The following is a 21,249-nucleotide window of genomic DNA, read 5'->3' as shown; positions in this document are numbered from 1 at the left end:
AAGCTCGACAGCCGCCGGCGCCAAAGTTCGAAGCCGGCCGGCTCGACTGCTTACGGGTGAGATGAAGGCATTGTCTGCTCGATGTGATTAGAACCGATTGCGCTGGCTGGGATCGAATTGTGGATCGGGTGATCGCTGCGTTTGCCGCAGCACGCCCTGATCGTCGAAATAGAAGTTGTATATCAAATGATCGATGTTGTTCTCCATGTACCGGTAGGACCAGACTTCCCGGCTCACGCGCTTGAAGTAGGAGGTTTCGAAAGGGCGGCCGAAGTTGACTAACACGTCGTCCCGGGTCCACTTTCCGACCTCGGCACGATGGAACTCATTGTCTCGAAGTACTTGCCGGACACCGAGCACTTTGCCTGAAGCGTCGATGTCCGCTGCCGTCGTCGTCGTTCCCATGGGCTGGGTCGGCCACATCAGCCGCTTGCCGCCGTTCGGTAGATCGTACGTTTCCTTCGGCGGGCCGAGGCGTGCAACAAGTTCAGACTGGTCTGCGCCAGCGGCTACCTGTTGATGCGGTGGGGTGCAGCCCGCGAGCACCAACGCCGTGTAAACCATGATCAGAAATGCAAGTCGGTTAAGCATGAAAGCCTCCGCTAAAGGTGATCGCGTCTGGCAGTCTCGCTTTCATGGAGCGTTGCGCCGCGGCTCGATGAACGGAGTGGGGCGCGCGCTGCTGTCACGTGGATCCGTTACGCTCGAAGCGACGAAGCGGCTCTGACTGCCTTGACGCGTGAATTGTGTCCAGGGCAACGCGACGAAAGATCCAGCGTGTTATCGGTGAATAGGCTGGCTGACGCAAAACCGTAATCAACATTCATTTTGTTGGTCACTGGCTATTTGTAAAATCGAGGATAGTTATCCTTATCAGATAGCTTCATCGACAGCGTTAGGATACTTTGCTGTTTCCGGGCCCGCAGCTTCGAAGTCGCGCAACCTGCCACTTGAATCCGCACTACCGTCATTTGTCCTGACCGGCGTTAACAGGCCGTTGCCATCTACCTTGAAACTGAAGCCGCGCCAGTTGACCCGCGTCGACAGAAAACTCGCCAGGAAGATCGAAAAGGACACGATGTCCCAGAACGGCAGAAGCCACAGGCCGCGAAGTGGCTGCCCCAGCGAGCGGTCCGACAGGACTTTCAACGCTTGCCGCGCGAGCAGCGCGAGCGCCGCAAGCAGCCAGGCCCAGGCGGCGCCTCCGGAAAGCAGCACGGCCAACAGGGCAAAGGCGAATGGATGAATCAGCGCTGAGCCCAGATGGCCGAGTGGATCGATTGTCCGGATGGTTCGGCTCCAGCGCAATTCGTGCGCAATCAGCTTGGCGGCGCTGGTCTCGCCGCAGGCGTGAGACACCGTGAACGGCGGAATCACGACCTTCTCGCCAGTCATGCGCACCGCTTCGCCGATCGCATGGTCCTCCGCCAGGTGATGCACGAACTTGGCAAAGCCACCAATCTTCTCGAGCGTTGCCCGCCGCATTGCAATCGTCTGCCCAAAGCACGGACGCGCGAGGCCAAGCGCAAGCCCGGTGACGACGCTGGGCAGGAACTGGTAATTGGTCGCCATGGCCGACAGGCGGGGCCAGAAACCCGGATCGGGCTGTCCGCGATAGATGCAGGTGACGAGGCCCACGCCAGGCTTCTGCAACTCGCCGATCACATTGCGCAGATAACCGCTGCTCACGCTCACGTCGCTGTCCGCGAACACCAGCACATCATGCCGCGCCTCGGGCAACATGTTGAGAATGTTGCTCATCTTTCGATTGGGACCATAGAGTCGCGCATCAGCCACGACGGTGATATGTGCTCTGGGGTATAGCAGACGCAGTTGTTCGACCGTTTGCAACGCTGGATCTTCCGCGTCGTGCACGCCGAACAGGAAGTGCACCGGGCCTGGATAGTCCTGCTCGCAGAAGCTCGACAGGTTGCCAAGCAAGGACCACTCGTCACCGTGCAGCGGTTTGACGATCGTGACGGGCGGAAAGCAGGTGGGCTGCGATGTCGTACGGGAAAAGAAACGTCCCATTAATGCGCCGGCGAGCAGCGTATACACAATCCCCAGCGCGGCACCCATGGCGCACAGAAGCGCAAGCCCGATGAGAAACATAGGTTCCCCGTGCAGAGGATCGTCGAAGGCGGGACGTCTTATTCGTTGATGTTCGGAAGTATAGGGGGTTTGTCGCCTTTTGCCGAAAGCTGATGTCGAACTTTTTTTGCGCCGACTTTCATTCCAGCGTCACACGATGACAAGAACGCCGCACACGTCCCGGGACGCAGATGGCGGCAGGCCGGCGCTGAACGTCACCCACCCGGGGTGGTTAATTTGCCTGGCGGTCATAGCAACCCGCAGTGCTTACAGTTCGCCAACGGGTAACGTCATCTCACGGCATCCCTAACTAGACTAGGCGAAAAAAACCCTTCCTGTCGAGCGCGAGATTCGTAGTATTCTTGAACGTCCCTTCGTTTCCTGGCGACAGCGGCCATTCCGCTCCGCTGCTTCAATCCCATTCGGTTTCATGGGGCGATGATGGTTCTATCTATTCTTGCTGTCTGCGCTTGCTGTCTGTGCATTTCGTTGTGGGGAGGGTAGCGTCAATGCCATCTATTGCAGCGACCGACTCAACGTTGAGTGCATGAATCAACTTCCCGTGCGTTGCCGACGCCCAGCGAGTTTCGGCGGGTGATGGATTCCGCGCATGCAGGCCATTTTCTTCGAGAGCATCTATGAAAACACTGTTTTTGCAGGCACCTTCATTCGATGGCTTCGATGGTGGAGCGGGATCGCGTTTCCAGACGAAGCGCGAGATCCGTTCATTCTGGTATCCGACGTGGCTCGCCCAGCCCGCCGCGCTGATCGAGAATAGCCGCGTTCTGGATGCGCAAGCAGATGGGCTGTCGCTGGAGGCGTCGCTAGATATTGCTCAAGAGTGCGACCTCGTCATCATTCATACGAGCACACCTTCGTTTCCGAGCGACGCGCAATTCGCAGAGCACTTAAAGAAGCGCAAGCCCACGATACGGGTCGGGATGGTTGGCGCGAAAGTCGCCGTCGATCCGCATGGATCGCTTACGGCATGCGACGCTATCGACTTCGTGTGCCGGGAGGAATTCGACTTCACGTGTCGCGACATTGCGCAGGGTCTTCCGTTCGAGTCGATTCTCGGCCTGAGCTACCGTCTGCCCGACGGCGCAATCATGCACAACGAAGCCCGGCCCATTCTTGAAGATATGGACGAGTTGCCATTCGTTGCGCCCATCTACAAGCGCGACCTCAAAACAGAGAATTATTTCAGTGGCTACCTCAAGCATCCGTATGTTTCCATCTATACGGGTCGAGGTTGCAAATCGAGGTGCACCTTTTGCCTCTGGCCGCAAACGGTCGGAGGTCATCGCTATCGCACGCGGTCGGTCGAGAATGTTCTTGAAGAAGTGAAATGGATCAGGGACAACATGCCCGAAATCAAGGAGATCATGTTTGACGACGACACGTTTACCGATCTGAAACCGAGAGCCGAGGAAATCGCCCGTGGTCTTGGCAAGTTAGGTGTGACGTGGTCGTGCAACGCGAAAGCGAATGTGCCTTATTCCACCCTCAAGGTGATGAAGGAGAATGGCCTGCGGCTCCTGCTTGTCGGCTACGAATCAGGCGACGACCAGATTCTCGTGAATGTCAAAAAAGGCCTGCGAACCGATATGGCACGGCGCTTCACTGAAGATTGCCGTAAGCTCGGCATCAAGATCCACGGCACCTTCATTCTGGGGCTGCCGGGTGAAACGCGCGAGACGATCCAGAAAACCATCCAATACGCGAAAGAGATTAATCCGCACACGATCCAGGTGTCGCTTGCGGCGCCCTATCCGGGTACGAGCCTTCACAAGCAAGCAATCGAGAATGGCTGGCTGCAAGAGAGCAAGGTCATCAACCTCGTCAGTTCCACGGGGGTCCAGGTTTCAGCAATCGGCTATCCGCACTTGTCGCGCGAAGAGATCTATCGTGGCGTCGAGGAATTCTATAAACGCTTCTACTTCAGACCGGCAAAGATCTGGGAAATTGTCCGCGAGATGCTGGTCAGTTGGGAGATGATGAAACGGCGCTTGCAGGAAGGTGTGGAGTTCTTCAGATTTCTCAGGGCGCGCGAGGCTTAAAGAGCTTATCTGAAGCCACGTTTTTTTCGGCCTTGCGAGCGGAAGCAAACGTGGCTGCAGTGGCGAGATGGAGTTATCGGTCGAACCATCGATACTGCAGCGTCAGGGTAACGGACGTAAAGTCGCCACCTGCACGGGTTACAAGACCATGTGATAACGCGAGCTTGGTGGACCATCCGCGCGCAATCGGTGCGGACACCGTCACACCGTATCGCACGTTGGCCTGTCGATCTTCCGCTTCCACGTCGTTGGTCGAGGTCCGGCCGCCACTGGTGTATCCGAGGTCGCCGGCAAGCCAGAACCCGGGGCGGAACGTGTAGCCGCCGTGCAATTGAAAAGTCATCAGCGGGGCCTGAGTTCGCTGCGCACCGTTAAAGAACTCATTGTTGCTCGTAAAGAACCATACGCCCGCAGACCCATCGACGAACCACTTGCCAAGAGTCTGCGACACGCCGAACTCCGGCTTGAATGACCATCGGTTGGTTCCGATGTTGACTAATCGTGACCCAACGTATTGTCCCGTGGGCGCGATGATCGTCAAGCTGGTCCCGACCGCGGTTGCGGCTTCATGCGCGGCAAACGCATCCGGAGGCAATGGCGGGTTGCCGAACAGATTGAAGGCGAAGCGCAGCCGCATATCGCCCAGGCCAGAACGATGGACTTCTGTTGCCGAATCGAGAACATCTCCGCTGACGTTCCCGCGCGCGAACGGCAGCGCTATCCCCAGCGATGCCGTGTGCCCGAGAAAGCCAAACGTCGACACATAGGCGAGTGACCACAGATTGAACTGTGCACGTACCCCCGAGATGGGCAAGGACGAATCCGTCAGGACGTCGCCAGACAGATGCGACCACGATGAGACCAGAAAATGCGTGCCGACTGGAGACGGAGAATAGGTGCGCGGTTCGAGTTCTTGAGCACACGCCACGCCGACCGGAAACAGAAGTCCAACTGCGGTGTTGCGCATCAGAGCCCAACAGCATGGACGATGCCTCATGGTCGGCGTGGGCAGGCGGCCATAGGCAACCTGGCGGGCCGCAAAATTTAAAGTGTAGAGGAGGGCACGATGTACGCAGCGTACCGTTCGCCTGATGACACAGGAATAAGACTTTGGTCCGATTTCATGCGATAGCCGCGGGCCATACCATGAAACGATTTCGGGTCGGGCTGGTGCGCTGCGCGCGCCCCGCATAGCGAACGCTGCATGCTGGACGCTACGCCACCCAAAGCGTGTGTGCAGGCATCAAGAACGCGACTGCCGTCTCCCGCTGGTGATCATTTCTTGTTCCTTTCCGAGGGTTGCGCAATGGATGCAGGAGCACAGTTGTCCCGCAGTCAGGATATCGCCACGAAGATTACTCGCGTGTTGCAGACGCGCACACACGGCGCACAGGAACGGTTGACTCAACGTGTGCGCGATGCGTTTGACGGCGATCGTGCCGTCAAGCATGCCGCACATACAGTGGCTGCGCCATTCGACCCATTGCAGGCATGGCAATACGCGATCGACGTTGCGCAGCGCTCGTTGCTGTTTTGGGACGTTCTGGTCGAGCGCGGCACCGAGTTCGTGGAGCGAAGCGCGCAAGGGCCGACCCCCGTGCTGCATTTCGACTACGACGTCATTCTCGACGGGCGGCAATTCGAGCGGCCAGTGAACTATGCGCTGCTCCAGCTTCGCCCGCCGGAAGGCGTGGTGGTGGACGCGAACAAGCGCCCTTATCTCATCATCGATCCCCGCGCGGGACACGGCCCGGGCATCGGTGGCTTCAAGGACGATTCGCAAGCCGGGGTGGCACTTCGCGCGGGACATCCTGTGTATTTCGTGGTGTTCTTTCGTGATCCCGAACCTGGTCAGACACTGCTCGATGTCTGCACGGCAGAGCAGCAGTTCGTGAGGAAGGTGCGTGCGCGGCATCCGTCAGGCCCGAAGCCGGCTATCATCGGCAACTGCCAGGGCGGCTGGGCCGCAATGATGCTGGCCAGTTCCGATCCCGACGAAACCGGACCCGTCGTTATCAACGGGGCGCCGATGTCGTACTGGAGCGGCGCGTGGAGCGAAGGTGAGAGCGACAATCCAATGCGGTACGCGGGCGGGATCCTCGGCGGTTCGTGGCTCGCGTCGTATGCGGCGGATCTCGGCGACGGCAAGTTCGACGGTGCCCATCTGGTCCAGAACTTCGAAAACCTGAACCCCGCCAATTCGCTATGGGACAAGTATTACCATCTGTTCTCGAACATCGATACGGAGCCGCCTCGTTTTCTGGAGTTCGAGCGCTGGTGGGGCAGCTACTACCTGATGAATCGCGAGGAAATTGAGTGGATCACGCGCAATCTCTTCGTCGGCAACAAGCTGTGGTCTGGCGAAGTGAGCAGCAGTGGCGGGAAGCCATTCGATTTGCGCGAGATCCGCTCGCCGATCATTCTGTTCGCTTCGATGGGCGACAACATCACGCCACCTCAACAGGCGTTCAATTGGGTCGCCGATATTTATAAGAGTACGGAAGAAATCAAGTCGCGCGGGCAGGTGATCGTTGGTCTCATGCATCAGGACATCGGTCACCTCGGCATCTTTGTATCCGGCAAAGTCGCAAGAAAGGAACATACGCAGATCGTTTCCGTTCTGGAAACGATCGAGACGTTCCCGCCGGGCCTATACGGCATGTCGATCAAGGAAGTAAAGAGCGATTCGGGGGAAACCGGATACGAAGTCGAATTCAGCGAACATCGGCTCGAAGAGATCGCCGCGCATTTCAACCGTTTCGAGCGCGTGGACGAGAAACCGTTCGAAGCGGTTGCCGCTCTGTCAGACTTCAATCAGCGGGCGTACGAACTCTTCACCCAACCCATTGTGCAGTCTTTGAGCAACGAGACGACGGCCCGCATGCTGCGCGAGTTTCATCCGCTTCGTTTCCAGCGTTGGGCACTGTCCGACATGAACCCCTGGCTCGGCTGGCTGCATCCTGCCGCCAAGGCGGTCAAGGAAAACCGCCAACCGGTTGATCCAGAAAACCCGTGGCATAAGGCTGAGAAAACCGGGTCCGACATCGTGAGCGCCTCGCTCGACTATTACCGGGCAATGCGCGATGCCTCGACCGAGGCAACGTTTTTCGGCATCTACGCGAATCTCTACTCGATCTATCTCGCCGACCGCAATCCGGATGCGAACCGCACGGATTCGGCCCCGACCGATCCTCGTGATCTGCCCTTTGTGCGCACAGCGCTTCAGGCGATCGGAGAGGGTGGCTACACCGAGGCGCTGGCCCGTGCGGCTTTTCTTCTCGCGCGCAAGGGCGAGCCCTTACCGCTGGCCCGCCTGGAGATGCGCAAGGAATTGGCTGAGAGCTACGCTGACTATCTTCCCGACATTGCTGCCGACCAGTGGCGGCGCATTCGTGGCGAACAGGAAATTATCGCCAGCTACGAACCCGATCAGGCGATCGCCACGCTGCCGACTCTACTCGCACATGACGAGGACAGAAGCCGCTTTCTAGAGTTGATCGACAAACTCGTCGCGGACGAGCGCGTACTGAATTCAGCGACTACCGACGCGCAACGGTCGGCCCTCGAACGCATCCGCTCGGTACTCATGCCGCGCCCCGAACGCAAGCGTCCGGTTGCGGTGCCCGACCGGGTGCGCCGATGAGCCGGCACGCCGCAGCAGAACCGACGATAGGAAAGACGATGGAAGCCCAGCATGCGAAGTATCAGCGTCTGATCGAGTACTGCAAAAATTTGCCGGCTTTGCCGACAGCCGTCGTGCATCCATGCGATCGCAGTTCACTCGAAGGAGCCGTCGAGGCAGCAAAGATGGGCCTGATTGCGCCGTTGCTCGTCGGGCCACGCGCACGCATCGAGTCGCTTGCCGCTGAGCATGGCATTGATATATCCCCCTATCCGATCATCGACGCGCCGTTCAGCCACGCGGCGGCTGCCGCGGCGGTTCAGCTCGTGCGCGAAGGCAAGGCCGAGGCACTGATGAAAGGCAGTCTGCACACGGACGAGTTGATGGCGGAAGTCGTTAAGCGGGATACCGGACTGCGAACGGCGCGGCGCATCAGTCATTGTTTCATCATGGACGTGCCGCAATATGACGAAGCGCTGATCATTACCGACGCCGCGGTGAATATCACGCCGTCGCTCGAAGAGAAGGTCGACATCCTGCAGAACGCGATCGATCTGGGACACGCGTTGCAGTTTCCGGAAGTGCGTGCGGCGATTCTGTCCGCCACCGAAACCGTCAATCCGAAAGTGCCGTCCACGGTCGAAGCCGCCGCACTTTGCAAAATGGTGGATCGCCAGCAAATTACTGGCGCACTGGTCGACGGTCCGCTCGCGCTCGACAATGCAATCAACCTCGAAGCTGCACGAATCAAGCAGATCGACTCACCGGTTGCCGGACGCGCCAACCTGCTGATGGTGCCGGACCTGGAGGCGGGAAACATGCTCGCCAAAAGCCTGTCCTTTCTTGCCGGCGCGGATGCAGCGGGTATTGTGCTTGGCGCGCGCGTGCCGATCATTCTGACGAGTCGCGCGGACTCCGTGACGACACGTCTTGCCTCGTGCGCGGTCGCGGCGCTTGTCGCCAAGGCCCGGCGTGAGGCCGGCAAGATTGTCGGGTGACGCCATGGCCGATGTGATCCTCGTATTGAATGCCGGCTCTTCAAGCCTGAAATTCTCCGCATTCGATGCGGGAACGACCGACCTCGACCTCGTTTTGCGCGGCCAGATCGAAGCGCTGTACACGGTCCCGCGTTTCAGCGCGACGGATCGGCATGGTGAAGCCGGTAGCAAGGAATGGGGCGCCGGCTACGAACTCGGCCATCTGGGCGCGATCGAGTATCTCTCCGCATTTCTGCGCAGCCATGGCGACGGGCATCGCCTGACGGCGGTCGGTCATCGGGTCGTGCATGGCGGCCAGCGATTTTCCGATGCCGTTGTGGCGACACCGGCTATCGTCGACGAACTCGAGAAGCTCGCTCCACTTGCGCCGCTGCATCAACCGCATAACCTGAAGCCTATCCGGATCATCTCGCAGTTGCGTCCGGACGTTACGCAGGTTGCGTGCTTCGACACGGCATTTCACCATACGCAGAGCGAGACTTCGCGCGCCTACGCGCTGCCCGTGGCCATTACGGAGCGGGGCGTGCGGCGGTATGGGTTTCACGGGCTGTCGTACGAATACATCGCAAGCGTGTTGCCGGAGATTTCGCCGACGGCTGCGGCTGGCCGGACCATCGTCGCGCATCTCGGCAATGGCGCAAGCCTGTGCGCGATGGTTGGTGGCAAGAGCGTAGCCAGTACGATGGGATTCACGGCGGTAGACGGCCTGCCGATGGGAACGCGTTGCGGAAGCCTCGACCCGGGCGTGATTCTCTATCTGCTCGATGAACTGAAGATGGATGCGCGGGCCATCGAGGATCTGATCTACAAACAATCAGGCTTACTCGGCATGTCGGCCGTGTCGAGCGACATGCGTGTGCTGCTGAATAGCGCTGAGCCGCGCGCCCGTTTTGCGCTGGATGTCTACGTCTACCGGATTGCGCGCGAAATCGGCAGCCTTGCTGCGGCGATGAAGGGCATTGACGGGCTGGTGTTTACTGCCGGAATCGGCGAGCACGCGGCCACGATTCGCGAGCGTGTCGTGATGGACGCGGCGTGGCTGGGAGCCGAGCTCGATAACGTGGCGAATCAGAGGGGCGGTCCGCTGATCAGCCTTCCGTCGAGCAAGGTGGCGGTTTCGGTTGTTGCCACAAACGAGGAACTCATGATTGCCCGCCACACGCAGGCGGCTGTCCACGCGTTGAAATCATGAGCATAGGTCCACGACGCGAAGTGTCACGCTTGCCAGCACCCAAGAGCCCTATCCAGGAGTTTTATCATGCCGATCGAGCAACCGCGTTTGATCCTGAAAGATGCGAAAGCGCTAGTCACGGGTATCGCTAACGAACACTCGATTGCGTATGGATGCGCGAAAGCGTTTCACGAGCTTGGGGCCAGCCTTGCGATCACTTACGCCAATGAAAAGACAAAGCCTTACGTGGAGCCGCTTGCGAAATCGCTCGATGCGCAGATCTTCATGCCGCTAGACGTGACGCGGGAGGGCGAGCTCGAAGCAGTCTTCGGGAAAATCGACGAACTGTGGGGGCAACTCGACATTGTCGTGCACGCCATCGCATGGGCGCCAAAGTCGGATCTGCATGGCGGATTGTTGAATTCTTCGTGTGAGGGCTTTCTAAGCGCCATGGATATATCCTGCCATTCGTTCGTACGAATGGCGCGCCTTGCCGCGCCGCTAATGAAAGAAGGCGGTACGTTGTTGACGATGAGCTATTACGGTGCGAATAAAGTGGTGCCGAACTACAGCGTGATGGGTCCAGTGAAAGCCGCCCTCGAAGCCTGTACGCGTTATCTGGCGCACGAACTCGGGCCGAAGGGCATCCGCGTACACACTATCTCTCCCGGCCCTCTCAAAACGCGCGCGGCGTCCGGGCTCAAGGATTTCGAACTCATGTTGAACGAGGCCGTGCAGCGTGCGCCTCTGGGCGAGGTGGTCGACATCATGGATGTGGGCTACACCTGTGCATTTCTTGCGACGCCGTACGCGCGGCGGCTATCCGGCGAAACGTTGTATATCGACGGGGGCCTCAACATCATGGCGTGATCCAACCGTCAAAGGCGGTGCCATCATGAACGCAATGGATACGACAATCATTCAGATCAGCTCCCCGCTCTTTAGCGACGAAAATACGCTTTGCTTTTCAGCACACGCTTTCGGCTGGGGCTATTGTGCATTCTCTCTCGATCGCGACACGGCGTGCGAAGTGCTCGGCGCGGCCGACCATTCGAACAGGCAGACGCTGCTGGCGTTCGCGCTTGGCCAGGTAAAGATACGGGAGGCTGTGAGCCGGGCAATGTGGCCGCGTTGTGGAGAACGCATCCGGCTCACCGGAGCAGATTTCCTCGAGAATGAGAGCATTGCCTCAGTCCAGCCTGACTGAATGAGGCGCTCGCATCTCACCCGTCCGCAACGGGGTGCGTCGTACTGTCAACTGGCTGAGGGGGCTGAGGTTGGACATCCGGATTCTCTGCGGCGAAAGTTCGGGGAGCCTCGATCCACGCTATGAGCAGATGATAAGTCACTGCGAGGATGACCGGGCCGATGAACAGGCCCACCGGTCCCAAGGCGAGCAGACCGCCTATTACACCAGTGAGGATAAGCACCATTGGCAGTGCTATTGCGCGGCGAATCAGGATGGGGCGCAGAATGTTGTCGAGCACTGAAACGCCAATGGTCCAGACGAGCAGCAAAATAGCCGGCAATCGAGCGTCATGCATGAACAGATAGGCGACGCAGCCGAGCATCGGCAGAAGCGGTCCGATCTGCACGAGGCACATCAGGAGCAGTAGGGCGCTCAGCACGCCGGCAAACGGAATGCCCGCGATCCAGATGCCGGCCGCGCCGAGCGAAGCCTGAACGACTGCCGTGACCACGACACCCAGGGCGATTGCGCGGATCGACTGGCCCGTGAGATGAACGATGTTGGCGCCGTTTTCCGGCGAGACACGCAAGGCCAGGCCCGTCACGAGCTGGACCGCCGATTCGCCTTTGGCAAAGAGCAGTCCGCAAATGATGATCAGCAGGATCAGTTGCACGGCAAACGAGCCAACGAGGCCCACTTGAATCACCATCCACCTGGCGGCGACAGCCGCATAAGGCTGCAATTTTGCGAGCATGCCGCCGGGGCCCGCGTCGGATAGCGATTGCCACTCGCGCACAAGACTCCCTGTCAGCGGCAGGCTGGCGAGCCAGTGGGGCGGGGACGGAAGCGCATAGTTGGGCAGCGCTTTGACAAAGGCCATGATGTCTGCTGCATGGTCGGCAAGCGTGGAGACAGCGCCGTATGCCGGTATGCAGATAACGACGATCTCGAGCAGCAGGAGCACTGTCACCGCCAACCCCCGGCTTCCGCGCAGGTACCGCTGGATCTTTAGCATGAGCGGCCAGGTCGTCACGACGATCGTCGTAGCCCACATTAGAGCGGGTACGAACGGATGCACGATGTACAGACTACCGCCGGCCAGCAGAAAAAGCGCGCTGACAGCCAGCACGATTCGGGCAAGGTCGACCGCGGGTCGGACCATCTGACGTCCGGATTCCGGCGGCCGGGTCGATTGAGCCGGGTGTTCCATCGTGCGCCTTCCTTTACGGCCTAGCTGGAATATTGAATTCCGCGCTCACCAGTACTGATGCGTGTTCCCGCGCGGCGTTCCGTGATGGCAACGATATCGGGCAGCGCGCCGATCACGGCATCCTTGCCGGTGTTTCGGGCAAACTCGATCGCAGCCATGACCTTCGGGCCCATCGATCCCGCCGCGAAACCCAGCTCTTCCAGCGCATCGGGATGGGCGACCGAGATCGCTTTTCTGGTTGGCTTGTCCCAATCCACGTAGGCCGCGTTGACGTCGGTCGCAATGATCAACATGTCGGCGTCGAGTTCCTGTGCGAGCAATGCTGAACACAGATCCTTGTCGATGACAGCCTCGACCCCGGACAGCTTGTGGTGCTCGTCATACACGGTGGGAATGCCCCCGCCACCCGCACAGATGACGATCGTGCCATGCTGCAACAGCCATTTGATCGGCCGTATTTCGAATATATGCTTGGGGCGCGGGCTCGCGACCACACGGCGAAACTTGTCGCCGTCAGGGGCGATCGTCCAGTTTCGCTCTGCGGCGAGACGTGTGGCTTCTTCCTGGGTGTAGACGGGGCCGATCGGTTTGGTGGGATGTTGAAATGCGGGATCGGCCGCATCGACTTCGACTTGCGTCAGAAGCGTGGCGAAAGGGACTTCATAGGGCAGCAGGTTGCCCAGTTCCTGTTCGATCATATAGCCGATCATGCCCTCGGTTTGCGCGCCGAGAACGTCTAGCGGATAGGTTTCCACATCTTTATAAGCCGCGCCTTGCAGCGCGAGCAGGCCGACCTGAGGACCATTGCCATGCGCGATGACGATTTCGTTGTCCGGTACGATCTGGGCAATCTGTTCGGCTGCAATTCGTACATTGGCTCGCTGGTTTTCGGCGGTCATAGGCTCGCCACGGCGCAGTAGCGCATTCCCACCTAATGCAACGACTATCCGCATGACGCGCTCCCGAGTGACGGTCCCTGCCTGGACATGACCGTTGATGAAATTCAGTCCCGCCGGATCAGAGGTCCGCGAGTGTCGAGACCAGAATAGCTTTAATCGTATGCATCCGGTTCTCTGCCTGTTCGAATGCGATGTTCAACGGCGATTCGAAGACCTCTTCCGTGACTTCGATGCCGTTCGCGAGATTCGGATATTGGGCAGCGATCTGCTTGCCGACCTTTGTTTCACTGTTATGAAACGCAGGAAGACAATGCATGAACCGGACTTGAGGATTTCCGGAGGCTTTCATCATGTCCATATTGACCTGGTAGGGCAGGAGCATCTGGATGCGCTCTTTCCAGGCTTCAACGGGTTCGCCCATCGACACCCACACGTCGGTATGCACAAAATCGACACCCTTGACAGCAACCTTCGGATCTTCGGTCAACGTTAGACGTGCTCCTGTGTCCGCCGCAAACTGCTGGCACATTGCGACGTGATCCTCATGTGGCCAAAGCGCTTTCGGCGCGCCGATTCTCACGTCCATGCCGAGCTTCGCGCCGATGAGGAGCAACGAGTTGCCCATATTATTGCGAGCGTCGCCCAGGTACGCGTAACTGATGGCGGGGAGCGGCTTGTCCGTATTCTCCCGCATTGTCAGCACATCGGCCAGCATCTGGGTGGGGTGATACTCGTCAGTCAGACCGTTGAACACGGGTACGCCGGCATATTGCTCGAGTTCGTCGACGATTTCCTGTTTGAAGCCGCGATATTCGATAGCGTCGTACATGCGCCCGAGTACCCGGGCAGTGTCCTTCATGCTTTCCTTATGCCCGATCTGCGACGAACTCGGATCAATATAAGTGACGTTGGCACCTTGATCATAGGCGGCGACTTCGAACGCGCAACGAGTGCGCGTCGAGCTCTTTTCGAAGATCAGCGCGATGTTGACGCCTTTCAGATGCTGTTGTTCCGTTCCCGTGTATTTCGCGCGCTTGAGGTCTCTGGAGAGGTCGATCAGATACCGCAACTCCCTGCTGGTGTGATGCACGAGGCTAAGAAGACTTCTGTTTCGCAGATTAAAGGCCATGTTGCTTCTCCGTCAGAGATGAGTTCGGCGGGAGGTAGTCGGATTGACTGGCGGGAATTGGGGTGCCATTCAAAAATCGACCGCATCCCTGCTGATCGGGCATGTCATGCAATGACCGCCGCCCCGGCCGCGCCCCAACTCACTGGCCGCAATCGTGATGACTTCTACGCCGGCTTTACGTAGGAGCGTATTCGTGTAGGTGTTGCGGTCGTACGCCACCACCACGCCAGGCTCGATGCAGACCACGTTATTGCCGTCATCCCACTGTTCTCGTTCCGCGGCAAAACTGTTTCCACCGGTCTCGACCACGCGCAAACGAGGCAGGCCGAGCGCTTCCGCCACTACGTCGACGAACGGCTTTTCTTCGCGGCGAATGGTGAGCCCGGATGTGCTCGATTCGTCCGCGCGTACCGAGAAGGCAACGATCTGGTTGACTACTTCCGGGAAGATCGTGACGAGATCGCGGTCGCAAAAGCTGAACACCGTATCGAGATGCATCGCGGCGCGTGACTTTGGCAGGCCCGCAACGACGACCCGGTCGACCACGCCCTTACTGAAAAGCGACTGGGCCAGTTCGCCGATAGCCTGCCTTGTCGTGCGTTCGCCCATGCCGACCAGAACCGCACGGTTCCCGATCGGCATGACGTCGCCACCTTCAAGCGTGGCCGACCCGTGATCCTTGTCGGGATCGCCATACCATATCTGGAAGTCTCCTGAGGCGAAGTCAGGATGGAACTTGTAGATGGCGGAAGTGAGCAGCGTCTCCTGGCGACGGGCAGGCCAATGCATGGGATTGAGCGAAACGCCGCCGTAGATCCAGCATGTCGTATCGCGCGTGAAGAGAGTGTTCGGCAGAGGCGGCAGAACGAAGCTCGAATAGCCCAGATATTGCCTGTACATCTTCAGAATGCCACTGTGCTCGGTGTCAGGCACGTCCTCGGCCACCACGCCGCCTATCAGGAACTCCGCGATGTGGCGCGGTTCGAGCCCCTCGATCCAATGACGCACTTCCTGTGCGAGGCTGACGCCCACCGTGTCCGTGCGAATCTTGCGGTCGAGTATCCAGCTCAGTGCTTCCGGGTTGTGCACCGTCTCTGTCAACATGTTGTGCATCTCGACGACATCGACGCCGCGCTCGCGCATCTTCGTGACAAAGTCGAAGTGGTCGCGTTTGGCCTGGCTGACCCACATGACGTCGTCGAAAAGTAGTTCGTCGCAGTTGCTGGGTGTGAGTCGCTGATGCGCGAGCCCAGGAGAGCAAACCATCACTTTACGCAACCTGCCTACTTCGGAGTGAACGCCGAATGCGGTCTTTTCCTTGGTCATCATGTGTCTCCCCATGTTCGAGGGTGAGGAATCCTTATCGCAACGCCAACCATCAACCCGGCGACAAGCACGGCCGACATGCCACTCGGCAACATGCTGGGCGGGACAATAGAGGGGGTGGCGGAGAAAGCGCCATGCGAATGGGTACGCATCGTTCACGTGTCGTCATCGAATCAGGCAAGCCTGATCTGGGTACGATTGCGTTTCGACCAATGTGAGCGTGAAAGGCAACGCACACAATAAGACTTTGGTCCGACGCCCGTTGATAGCCAGATACCGGACGATAAAATCGCCATGCCGCTTTCTTCTGGCGCGCGCGACGTGGACCGCAACAAGGCCGCGGAAGAATCCACCATGCTTGCTTTCGAGTAGCGCAGCTTCCACGAGTACGGGAGCACCGCGTGGTGGGCGGGGAGGGAGGGGAAGGGCCGCGGGTCGTGGTCAACCGTGGGGTGCCGGGGTCGCGGCCGAATCCCGACAATCACTTGACCACTGCGGGCTCCACAGAAATGGCAACGGCCTCGTTGTACACCACTTGCACCTGATCGCCTTTCTTGATCAATTTGAGCTGCTCGGGGTCCTGCACGATCAGGTCCAGTGAATTGCCTTGCGGTCCTCGCAGGGTTACCGCGCCAGTTTGATGATTGACGCCAGTGACGTTCGCCATGACCGTCACCTCGCGACTTGCCGTTCCACCAGGCTTCGCACCGAGTGGTGCGCGCGTAATGTTCTGACTCTCATTGGCGGAGAGTGGCGCACTGCCTTTCTTCAGCGTGACGGTTAATGCCTGAGAGTATTCCGCTGTAACACTGTCGCCGAGCTTGAGTTGGCCGAAATTATGCGCTTCCTCGCCCACTACGAGTTGCACGACTTTGCCTTTCGCATCCTTTAACCAGACCGTGCGGGTTTCCGGCTCTATGCCGACCACCGTCGACGTTGTTTTGATCGTCCCAGTGACGGAGACCTTGCCGGGCGCACTTGTCACGCCCACTTTGGGTTCTGTTTGCGCGAATCCCGCCTGTGCCAGGGCCGCGAGCGTCGCTACGATGATGAGTTTCTTGCTGTTCATGATGCTCTCCTTGGACACCCGGTCTTTTTTTTGCGGGCGCGGTAGTGGGATGCCGTTATCAGGACATATTTGGCTTCACCGGTGGGAATTGCTCACTTGATGGTGTACCCACGGCCTTCCATACACGCGCCCCAGGCACGATTGAACGTATCCATCGCGCCTTGAGTCTGTGACTGGGCGGCAGCCCCGGCAGCCCGCCGGTTCTGGCGTGCTCGCGAGCCTCCGACCATCGTGCCTGCCGTCGCGCCGATCGCCGCGCCTTTGCCCGCATCGCCCGCTATCGCGCCGACGACTGCGCCGCCGGCTGCGCCACGCGCCGCACCTTGAACGCGCTCGCCACCGCCCACCGCGGGACCCGAAGGCGGAGGGGGGGCATTGGCGACGGCAGCCGGGTCCACACCCGTATTGCTCTTCGCCCACGAGTAACACGCGGCGTCGTCCTGCTGCTGCATTTGCTGGCTTTGTCCCTTCGACGGATACGCGATGGGCTTCGCCTCCACCACGCCTTCGAATGACACCGCGCCGGCCAACGCAGCGCAAATACAGCACTTCGTTAAGTTATTCACGGCAACTCCTTACTCGAGCCTTCGCCGATACAAACGGGTGCTCACGTCTCTGCGCCATATCGGAGATGGGACGGTGGCGACCATGTCTGGTCCGGCGTGTCAGATGACGCGTGCAGTTTCGCTCCAGCGCAGAGGTGGCCGGATCGCGTTCATCATTGCTTTTCACGCCCCTCATGCGCAATCAGACCATGGTCGTATTCAACGGAGCGGATCTGCAGGTGCGGCGACTGCTGCGCGCGGATCGCGGCATAGCCGCGTAGCCACATCGTAGCGGCGTTGTAGAGGCCTGGAGACGGCGCATACCCGACCTTCTAAGACCTTGGTCCGATGCGAATCGCACCGCGTAAGCGGTAGGCTTGAAGATCGAGGCTGGCCGCTCGGGTCCCGCGTTGTGGAGAAGCGGAGAAGGGAATTCCCTATCGGCTATCCGCTATAGAAACAGCGGGCGACGTCTGTGCCTGCCGTTAATGCTTCGCGCCCTGAGGGAGCACCTTTATGCGCAATCGGTCCTTGCCGCACCACGGTTCCGGTTTCCATCTGCCCGTGCTCGAATGGGTACACGGCTATCAGAAGTCCTGGATCAAACCGGACGTCATTGCGGGTGTCACGGCATCGGCTGTTGTATTGCCGAAGGCGATGGCGTATGCGACGGTTGCGGGCCTTCCTGTGCAGATCGGACTCTATACGGCACTTGTGCCCATGCTGATCTACGCTCTGTTGGGCACGTCGAGGCCACTCAGCGTTAGTACGAGCGCAACGCTGGCCATTCTGACCGCTACCGCGCTCGGTCAGGTGGCGCCAGGCGGCGGGGTGGCGCAACTGGCCATTGCAACCGCTACGCTCACGCTGCTTGTCGGTATCGTCCTTGTTCTCGCGGGGCTGCTCCGGCTCGGGTTCGTCGCGAACTTTATTTCCGAGCCGGTGCTAACGGGTTTCAAGGGCGGCATCGCAATCGTCATTGTGCTCGATCAATTGCCTAAACTAATTGGCCTTCACGTCGTGAAGGGTTCGTTCTTTCACAACGTGTATGCGCTCTTCGCAGGGCTTCCTCACGCATCGGTGGCGACCGTCATTGTCGGCGTCGTGACGATTGCGATCCTCGTCGCACTCGAGCATCTCTATCCGAAGTCACCGGCGCCGCTCATTGCGGTAGCGTGCGGGATCGCCGGTGTTGGCCTGCTTGGACTGCAGAAATACGGGGTTGGCGTCGTCGGCCACATTCCGACCGGGCTGCCGTCGCTCGTGATTCCGGACTTCTCGCTGATCGAGCAACTGTGGCCTGCTGCCGCGGGCATTGCACTGATGAGCTTTACCGAAACCATTGCTTCAGGGCGAGCGTTTGTGCAGAGCGGAGAGCCCGCGCCGCTGCCAAATCGGGAATTGTTGGCGACAGGCCTCGGTAATGCCGCAGGCGCACTGGTGGGTTCGATGCCTGCGGGCGGCGGGACCACCCAGACGGCGGTCAATCGCCTCGTGGGTGCGCGCACGCAACTGGCTGAACTGGTCACGGCTGCCGTCACCCTGGGCACGATGCTGCTGCTTGCGCCGCTGATCGGCCTCATGCCGCATGCGACGCTCGCGGCCGTGGTGATCGTCTATTCGATCGGCTTGCTCAAGCCGGCGGATTTCCGCGCCATTCTGGCAGTCAGGCGGACCGAGTTCATCTGGGCGCTCGTGGCGCTCGCAGGCGTCGTCTTGCTGGGTACGTTGAACGGTATTCTGATCGCCATTCTCGTATCGCTCGCGGCGCTCGCCTATCAGGTGTCTGATCCGCCTGTGTATGAGTTGCGTCGCAAGCGCGGCACCAACGTATTCCGCCCGATATCCGAGCAGCACCCCGACGATGAACATTTCCCGGGACTCCTGCTTCTGCGGCCCGAGGGACGCATCTTCTTCGTCAACGCTTCGAACATTGGTCACAAGATCACCCCGCTCGTCGAGCGCGCGCATCCTCAGGTGATCGCACTGGATATGAGGTCGGTATTCGATCTGGAGTACACGGCGCTGAAGATGCTGACTGAAGCAGAGAAGCATTACCGAGAAAACGGAGTATCCATATGGCTCGTCGGCCTCAGTCCCGAGGTTTTTGCCGTAGTGCAGAACGCGCCGCTCGGCAAGACGCTGGGACGCGAGCGGATGTTTCTCAACCTCGAGCAGGCGCTTGCCGCCTGGTGCGCGCGGGACGGTAAGCAGGCTGCGCCGGACGCGCCACGGGGCATCGTGCACTGAGCCATCCAGGATCGTTGAAGTTACGGAGTGAAGGGCGAAAGACAAATGGCGGCGTAAAGGTTGTGTCAGAGGGACCGACCGATGACACGGGAATAACGAGGCAAGAGCAAATCAGGCAGGGGATATCATGGACAAGGCTGTTTCACGCAAGGCGGCAAGCAGATCGAATGCTAAAGACGTTCAGTACCGCACACCTGATGAGAGGGCGGCGGAAGGTCGACTCATGCGCGATTCGGTGCCGCGGACGTCACAGGGAGGCTGGAAGCAGCCAGATGGTCGGCGGGATATCCTTGAGCTTCTCAACGAATCCAATGAGGGGCGCCTGCCTAGCCTGGTGCCGATCCGGTTCGGTCGTATGTCTGCGTCTCCATTCGCGTTCTATCGCGGCGCCGCGGCCTTGATGGCTGCGGACCTGGCCACGACGGCAACCAGCGGGTTACGCGTGCAGGCGTGTGGCGACGCACACCTGATGAACTTCGGCGGATTCGCAACGCCTGAGCGCAATATCATTTTCGATATCAACGATCTGGACGAGACCTTGCCCGCTCCCTTCGAGTGGGATTTGAAGCGGCTCGCAGCCAGTGTCGTGATCGCGGCGCAGCATCTGGAGTTGCCCTACAGCGACACGACGCGCATCAGCACGGATCTCGTGCGCGAGTATCGCGAACGCATGCACGACTTCGCATCCATGCGCGCGCTCGACGTCTGGTACGACCGCATCGATCTGCAAAAGTACCAGGATCGGACGGGCGATCCCGCCATTGTCGAGGCGGCGCGCAAGCGCATCGCGCAGCGCATCGAAATGGAGCGTCGCAAGACCGTGCCTGACCATCTCTATCCGAAGTTGGTCACGGAAGCAGACGGGCATCCCCGCATCAAGGACGAGCCGCCGCTCATCTTTCATCCCTCTGAGGACGTCGCCCCCGGGCTTCAGTCGGGCTATGCGGAGGCCATTGCCTCGTATCGCGAGAGCCTCGCCGAACATGTGCGCATACTGTTCGACAGGTTCCACTTCGTTGATCTGGCGCTCAAGGTGGTCGGCGTGGGCAGCGTCGGCACGATCTGCGGAGTGGGGCTGTTCATGGCGTCGGACAACGATCCGCTGTTCCTGCAAGTCAAGGAAGCCAAAATGTCCGTGCTCGAACCCTATGCAGGGAAAAGCCTGCATCCCAACCATGGGCAGCGGGTCATTGCCGGTCATCGCATCATGCAGGCGGCCAGCGACGTGTTTCTCGGGTGGAGCCGCGGTCAGAATGGGCGTGACTTTTATGTCCGTCAGCTTCGCGACATGAAAATGTCCGTCATGATCGAGGGGCTGGACGCCGGCATGCTCCGGCAATACGCGCGCATGTGCTCGCACGCGCTTGCGCGTGCTCACGCGCGCTCGGGCGACGCCGCAATGATCGCCGGGTATATGGGTTCGGGCCAGACGTTTGACGATGCGATCACCGAGTTCGCTGCGGAATATAGCTCACAGAACCGGCGCGACTACCGGCAATTCGTTCATGCGATCCGTGAAGGACGGATCGAGGCAATAGTCGAAGGCTAGAGGGCGCAATAGGGGGCGTGAGGTCACGGTTGGATTGGGATGAAGCGAGAGGTTCTCGCGCCACGACAATACCTTGACGGTGCGTCTCATGTGGCATTCGATTCACCTGCCGCTTTTGCGCCCATTAAAGCAGCTGTTGCC

Annotated in this window: 16 protein-coding genes and 1 pseudogene; 8 read left to right on the top strand and 9 right to left on the bottom strand. The window is 59.5% G+C overall.

Going from position 1 to position 21,249, the window contains the following annotated elements; genetic code table 11:
- Positions 1-87: 87 nt before the first annotated feature.
- Together BLW71_RS09415 and hpnI are read right to left on the bottom strand one after the other, a co-directional pair.
- Complete coding sequence (locus BLW71_RS09415) at positions 88-591, bottom strand: hypothetical protein (protein ID WP_091795509.1); 504 nt, start codon at positions 589-591, stop codon at positions 88-90.
- 393 nt (positions 592-984) lie between these two features.
- Positions 985-2,112 (bottom strand): annotated as a pseudogene (gene hpnI, locus BLW71_RS09410) (bacteriohopanetetrol glucosamine biosynthesis glycosyltransferase HpnI); the annotation flags it as partial.
- Between the two features lie 617 nt (positions 2,113-2,729).
- On the opposite strand from hpnI, the gene hpnJ reads away from it, so the two are divergent.
- A complete protein-coding gene (gene hpnJ, locus BLW71_RS09405; protein ID WP_091795503.1) occupies positions 2,730-4,151 on the top strand; it encodes a hopanoid biosynthesis associated radical SAM protein HpnJ in 1,422 nt (473 codons plus the stop codon).
- A gap of 73 nt (positions 4,152-4,224) precedes the next feature.
- Here the strand turns inward: hpnJ and BLW71_RS09400 are convergent, their stop codons facing one another.
- The gene (locus BLW71_RS09400; protein WP_091795500.1) at positions 4,225-5,118 is read right to left on the bottom strand and encodes a transporter; all 894 of its coding nucleotides are present in this window, start codon (positions 5,116-5,118) and stop codon (positions 4,225-4,227) included.
- Between the two features lie 339 nt (positions 5,119-5,457).
- On the opposite strand from BLW71_RS09400, the gene BLW71_RS09395 reads away from it, so the two are divergent.
- The 5 genes from BLW71_RS09395 (at position 5,458) to BLW71_RS09375 (ending at position 11,149) form a co-directional block, all read left to right on the top strand.
- The gene (locus BLW71_RS09395; RefSeq protein ID WP_091795497.1) at positions 5,458-7,794 is read left to right on the top strand and encodes a DUF3141 domain-containing protein; all 2,337 of its coding nucleotides are present in this window, start codon (positions 5,458-5,460) and stop codon (positions 7,792-7,794) included.
- 38 nt (positions 7,795-7,832) lie between these two features.
- The gene (locus tag BLW71_RS09390; RefSeq protein ID WP_286161963.1) at positions 7,833-8,771 is read left to right on the top strand and encodes a phosphate acetyltransferase; all 939 of its coding nucleotides are present in this window, start codon (positions 7,833-7,835) and stop codon (positions 8,769-8,771) included.
- 4 nt (positions 8,772-8,775) lie between these two features.
- Positions 8,776-9,963, top strand: coding sequence for an acetate/propionate family kinase (locus tag BLW71_RS09385; protein ID WP_091795491.1), 1,188 nt, complete (start codon positions 8,776-8,778; stop codon positions 9,961-9,963).
- Between the two features lie 66 nt (positions 9,964-10,029).
- Positions 10,030-10,812: an enoyl-ACP reductase FabI gene (gene fabI / locus BLW71_RS09380; protein ID WP_091795488.1), complete on the top strand. Its 783-nt coding sequence runs from the start codon at positions 10,030-10,032 to the stop codon at positions 10,810-10,812.
- Between the two features lie 25 nt (positions 10,813-10,837).
- Positions 10,838-11,149, top strand: a complete 312-nt coding sequence (locus BLW71_RS09375; protein WP_286161962.1) for a hypothetical protein — start codon at positions 10,838-10,840, stop codon at positions 11,147-11,149.
- A gap of 16 nt (positions 11,150-11,165) precedes the next feature.
- Here BLW71_RS09375 and ydiK read toward each other — a convergent pair whose 3' ends face one another.
- The 6 genes from ydiK to BLW71_RS09345 form a co-directional block, all read right to left on the bottom strand.
- A complete protein-coding gene (gene ydiK / locus BLW71_RS09370; RefSeq protein ID WP_286161961.1) occupies positions 11,166-12,341 on the bottom strand; it encodes an AI-2E family transporter YdiK in 1,176 nt (391 codons plus the stop codon).
- 20 nt (positions 12,342-12,361) lie between these two features.
- The gene (arcC, locus tag BLW71_RS09365) at positions 12,362-13,294 is read right to left on the bottom strand and encodes a carbamate kinase (RefSeq protein ID WP_091795485.1); all 933 of its coding nucleotides are present in this window, start codon (positions 13,292-13,294) and stop codon (positions 12,362-12,364) included.
- A gap of 64 nt (positions 13,295-13,358) precedes the next feature.
- Positions 13,359-14,369, bottom strand: a complete 1,011-nt coding sequence (locus BLW71_RS09360; protein WP_091795482.1) for an ornithine carbamoyltransferase — start codon at positions 14,367-14,369, stop codon at positions 13,359-13,361.
- 69 nt (positions 14,370-14,438) lie between these two features.
- Positions 14,439-15,695 (bottom strand): arginine deiminase, encoded by a 1,257-nt coding sequence (arcA, locus tag BLW71_RS09355; RefSeq protein ID WP_091800654.1) that lies wholly within the window; start codon positions 15,693-15,695, stop codon positions 14,439-14,441.
- 481 nt (positions 15,696-16,176) lie between these two features.
- On the bottom strand, positions 16,177-16,764 hold the full coding sequence (locus BLW71_RS09350; RefSeq protein ID WP_091795479.1) for a hypothetical protein: 588 nt from the start codon (positions 16,762-16,764) through the stop codon (positions 16,177-16,179).
- Positions 16,765-16,856: 92 nt separating this feature from the next.
- A complete protein-coding gene (locus tag BLW71_RS09345) occupies positions 16,857-17,306 on the bottom strand; it encodes a glycine zipper family protein (protein WP_408185313.1) in 450 nt (149 codons plus the stop codon).
- Between the two features lie 519 nt (positions 17,307-17,825).
- Between BLW71_RS09345 and BLW71_RS09340 the strand changes: the two genes are divergently transcribed.
- Positions 17,826-19,559: a SulP family inorganic anion transporter gene (locus BLW71_RS09340; RefSeq protein ID WP_091795474.1), complete on the top strand. Its 1,734-nt coding sequence runs from the start codon at positions 17,826-17,828 to the stop codon at positions 19,557-19,559.
- 127 nt (positions 19,560-19,686) lie between these two features.
- Positions 19,687-21,108 (top strand): DUF2252 domain-containing protein, encoded by a 1,422-nt coding sequence (locus BLW71_RS09335; RefSeq protein WP_091795472.1) that lies wholly within the window; start codon positions 19,687-19,689, stop codon positions 21,106-21,108.
- Positions 21,109-21,249: the final 141 nt, after the last annotated feature.

Origin of the sequence: Burkholderia sp. WP9, from assembly GCF_900104795.1 — a bacterium.
Taxonomy (GTDB): domain Bacteria; phylum Pseudomonadota; class Gammaproteobacteria; order Burkholderiales; family Burkholderiaceae; genus Paraburkholderia.
The sequence above is the reverse complement of the archived record's forward strand: the minus strand, read 5'-3'. Positions and strand labels throughout refer to the sequence as shown.

Bases quoted from the DNA above. Each gene is read 5' to 3' on its own strand.
- BLW71_RS09360 (WP_091795482.1), bottom strand. From the start codon at position 14,369: ATGGCCTTTAATCTGCGAAACAGAAGTCTTCTTAGCCTCGTGCATCAC.
- BLW71_RS09395 (WP_091795497.1), top strand. From the start codon at position 5,458: ATGGATGCAGGAGCACAGTTGTCCCGCAGTCAGGATATCGCCACGAAG.
- fabI (WP_091795488.1), top strand. From the start codon at position 10,030: ATGCCGATCGAGCAACCGCGTTTGATCCTGAAAGATGCGAAAGCGCTA.
- BLW71_RS09340 (WP_091795474.1), top strand. From the start codon at position 17,826: ATGCGCAATCGGTCCTTGCCGCACCACGGTTCCGGTTTCCATCTGCCC.
- hpnJ (WP_091795503.1), top strand. From the start codon at position 2,730: ATGAAAACACTGTTTTTGCAGGCACCTTCATTCGATGGCTTCGATGGT.
- BLW71_RS09415 (WP_091795509.1), bottom strand. From the start codon at position 591: ATGCTTAACCGACTTGCATTTCTGATCATGGTTTACACGGCGTTGGTG.
- BLW71_RS09335 (WP_091795472.1), top strand. From the start codon at position 19,687: ATGGACAAGGCTGTTTCACGCAAGGCGGCAAGCAGATCGAATGCTAAA.
- arcC (WP_091795485.1), bottom strand. From the start codon at position 13,294: ATGCGGATAGTCGTTGCATTAGGTGGGAATGCGCTACTGCGCCGTGGC.
- BLW71_RS09400 (WP_091795500.1), bottom strand. From the start codon at position 5,118: ATGCGCAACACCGCAGTTGGACTTCTGTTTCCGGTCGGCGTGGCGTGT.
- arcA (WP_091800654.1), bottom strand. From the start codon at position 15,695: ATGACCAAGGAAAAGACCGCATTCGGCGTTCACTCCGAAGTAGGCAGG.
- BLW71_RS09350 (WP_091795479.1), bottom strand. From the start codon at position 16,764: ATGAACAGCAAGAAACTCATCATCGTAGCGACGCTCGCGGCCCTGGCA.
- BLW71_RS09375 (WP_286161962.1), top strand. From the start codon at position 10,838: ATGAACGCAATGGATACGACAATCATTCAGATCAGCTCCCCGCTCTTT.
- BLW71_RS09390 (WP_286161963.1), top strand. From the start codon at position 7,833: ATGGAAGCCCAGCATGCGAAGTATCAGCGTCTGATCGAGTACTGCAAA.
- ydiK (WP_286161961.1), bottom strand. From the start codon at position 12,341: ATGGAACACCCGGCTCAATCGACCCGGCCGCCGGAATCCGGACGTCAG.
- BLW71_RS09385 (WP_091795491.1), top strand. From the start codon at position 8,776: ATGGCCGATGTGATCCTCGTATTGAATGCCGGCTCTTCAAGCCTGAAA.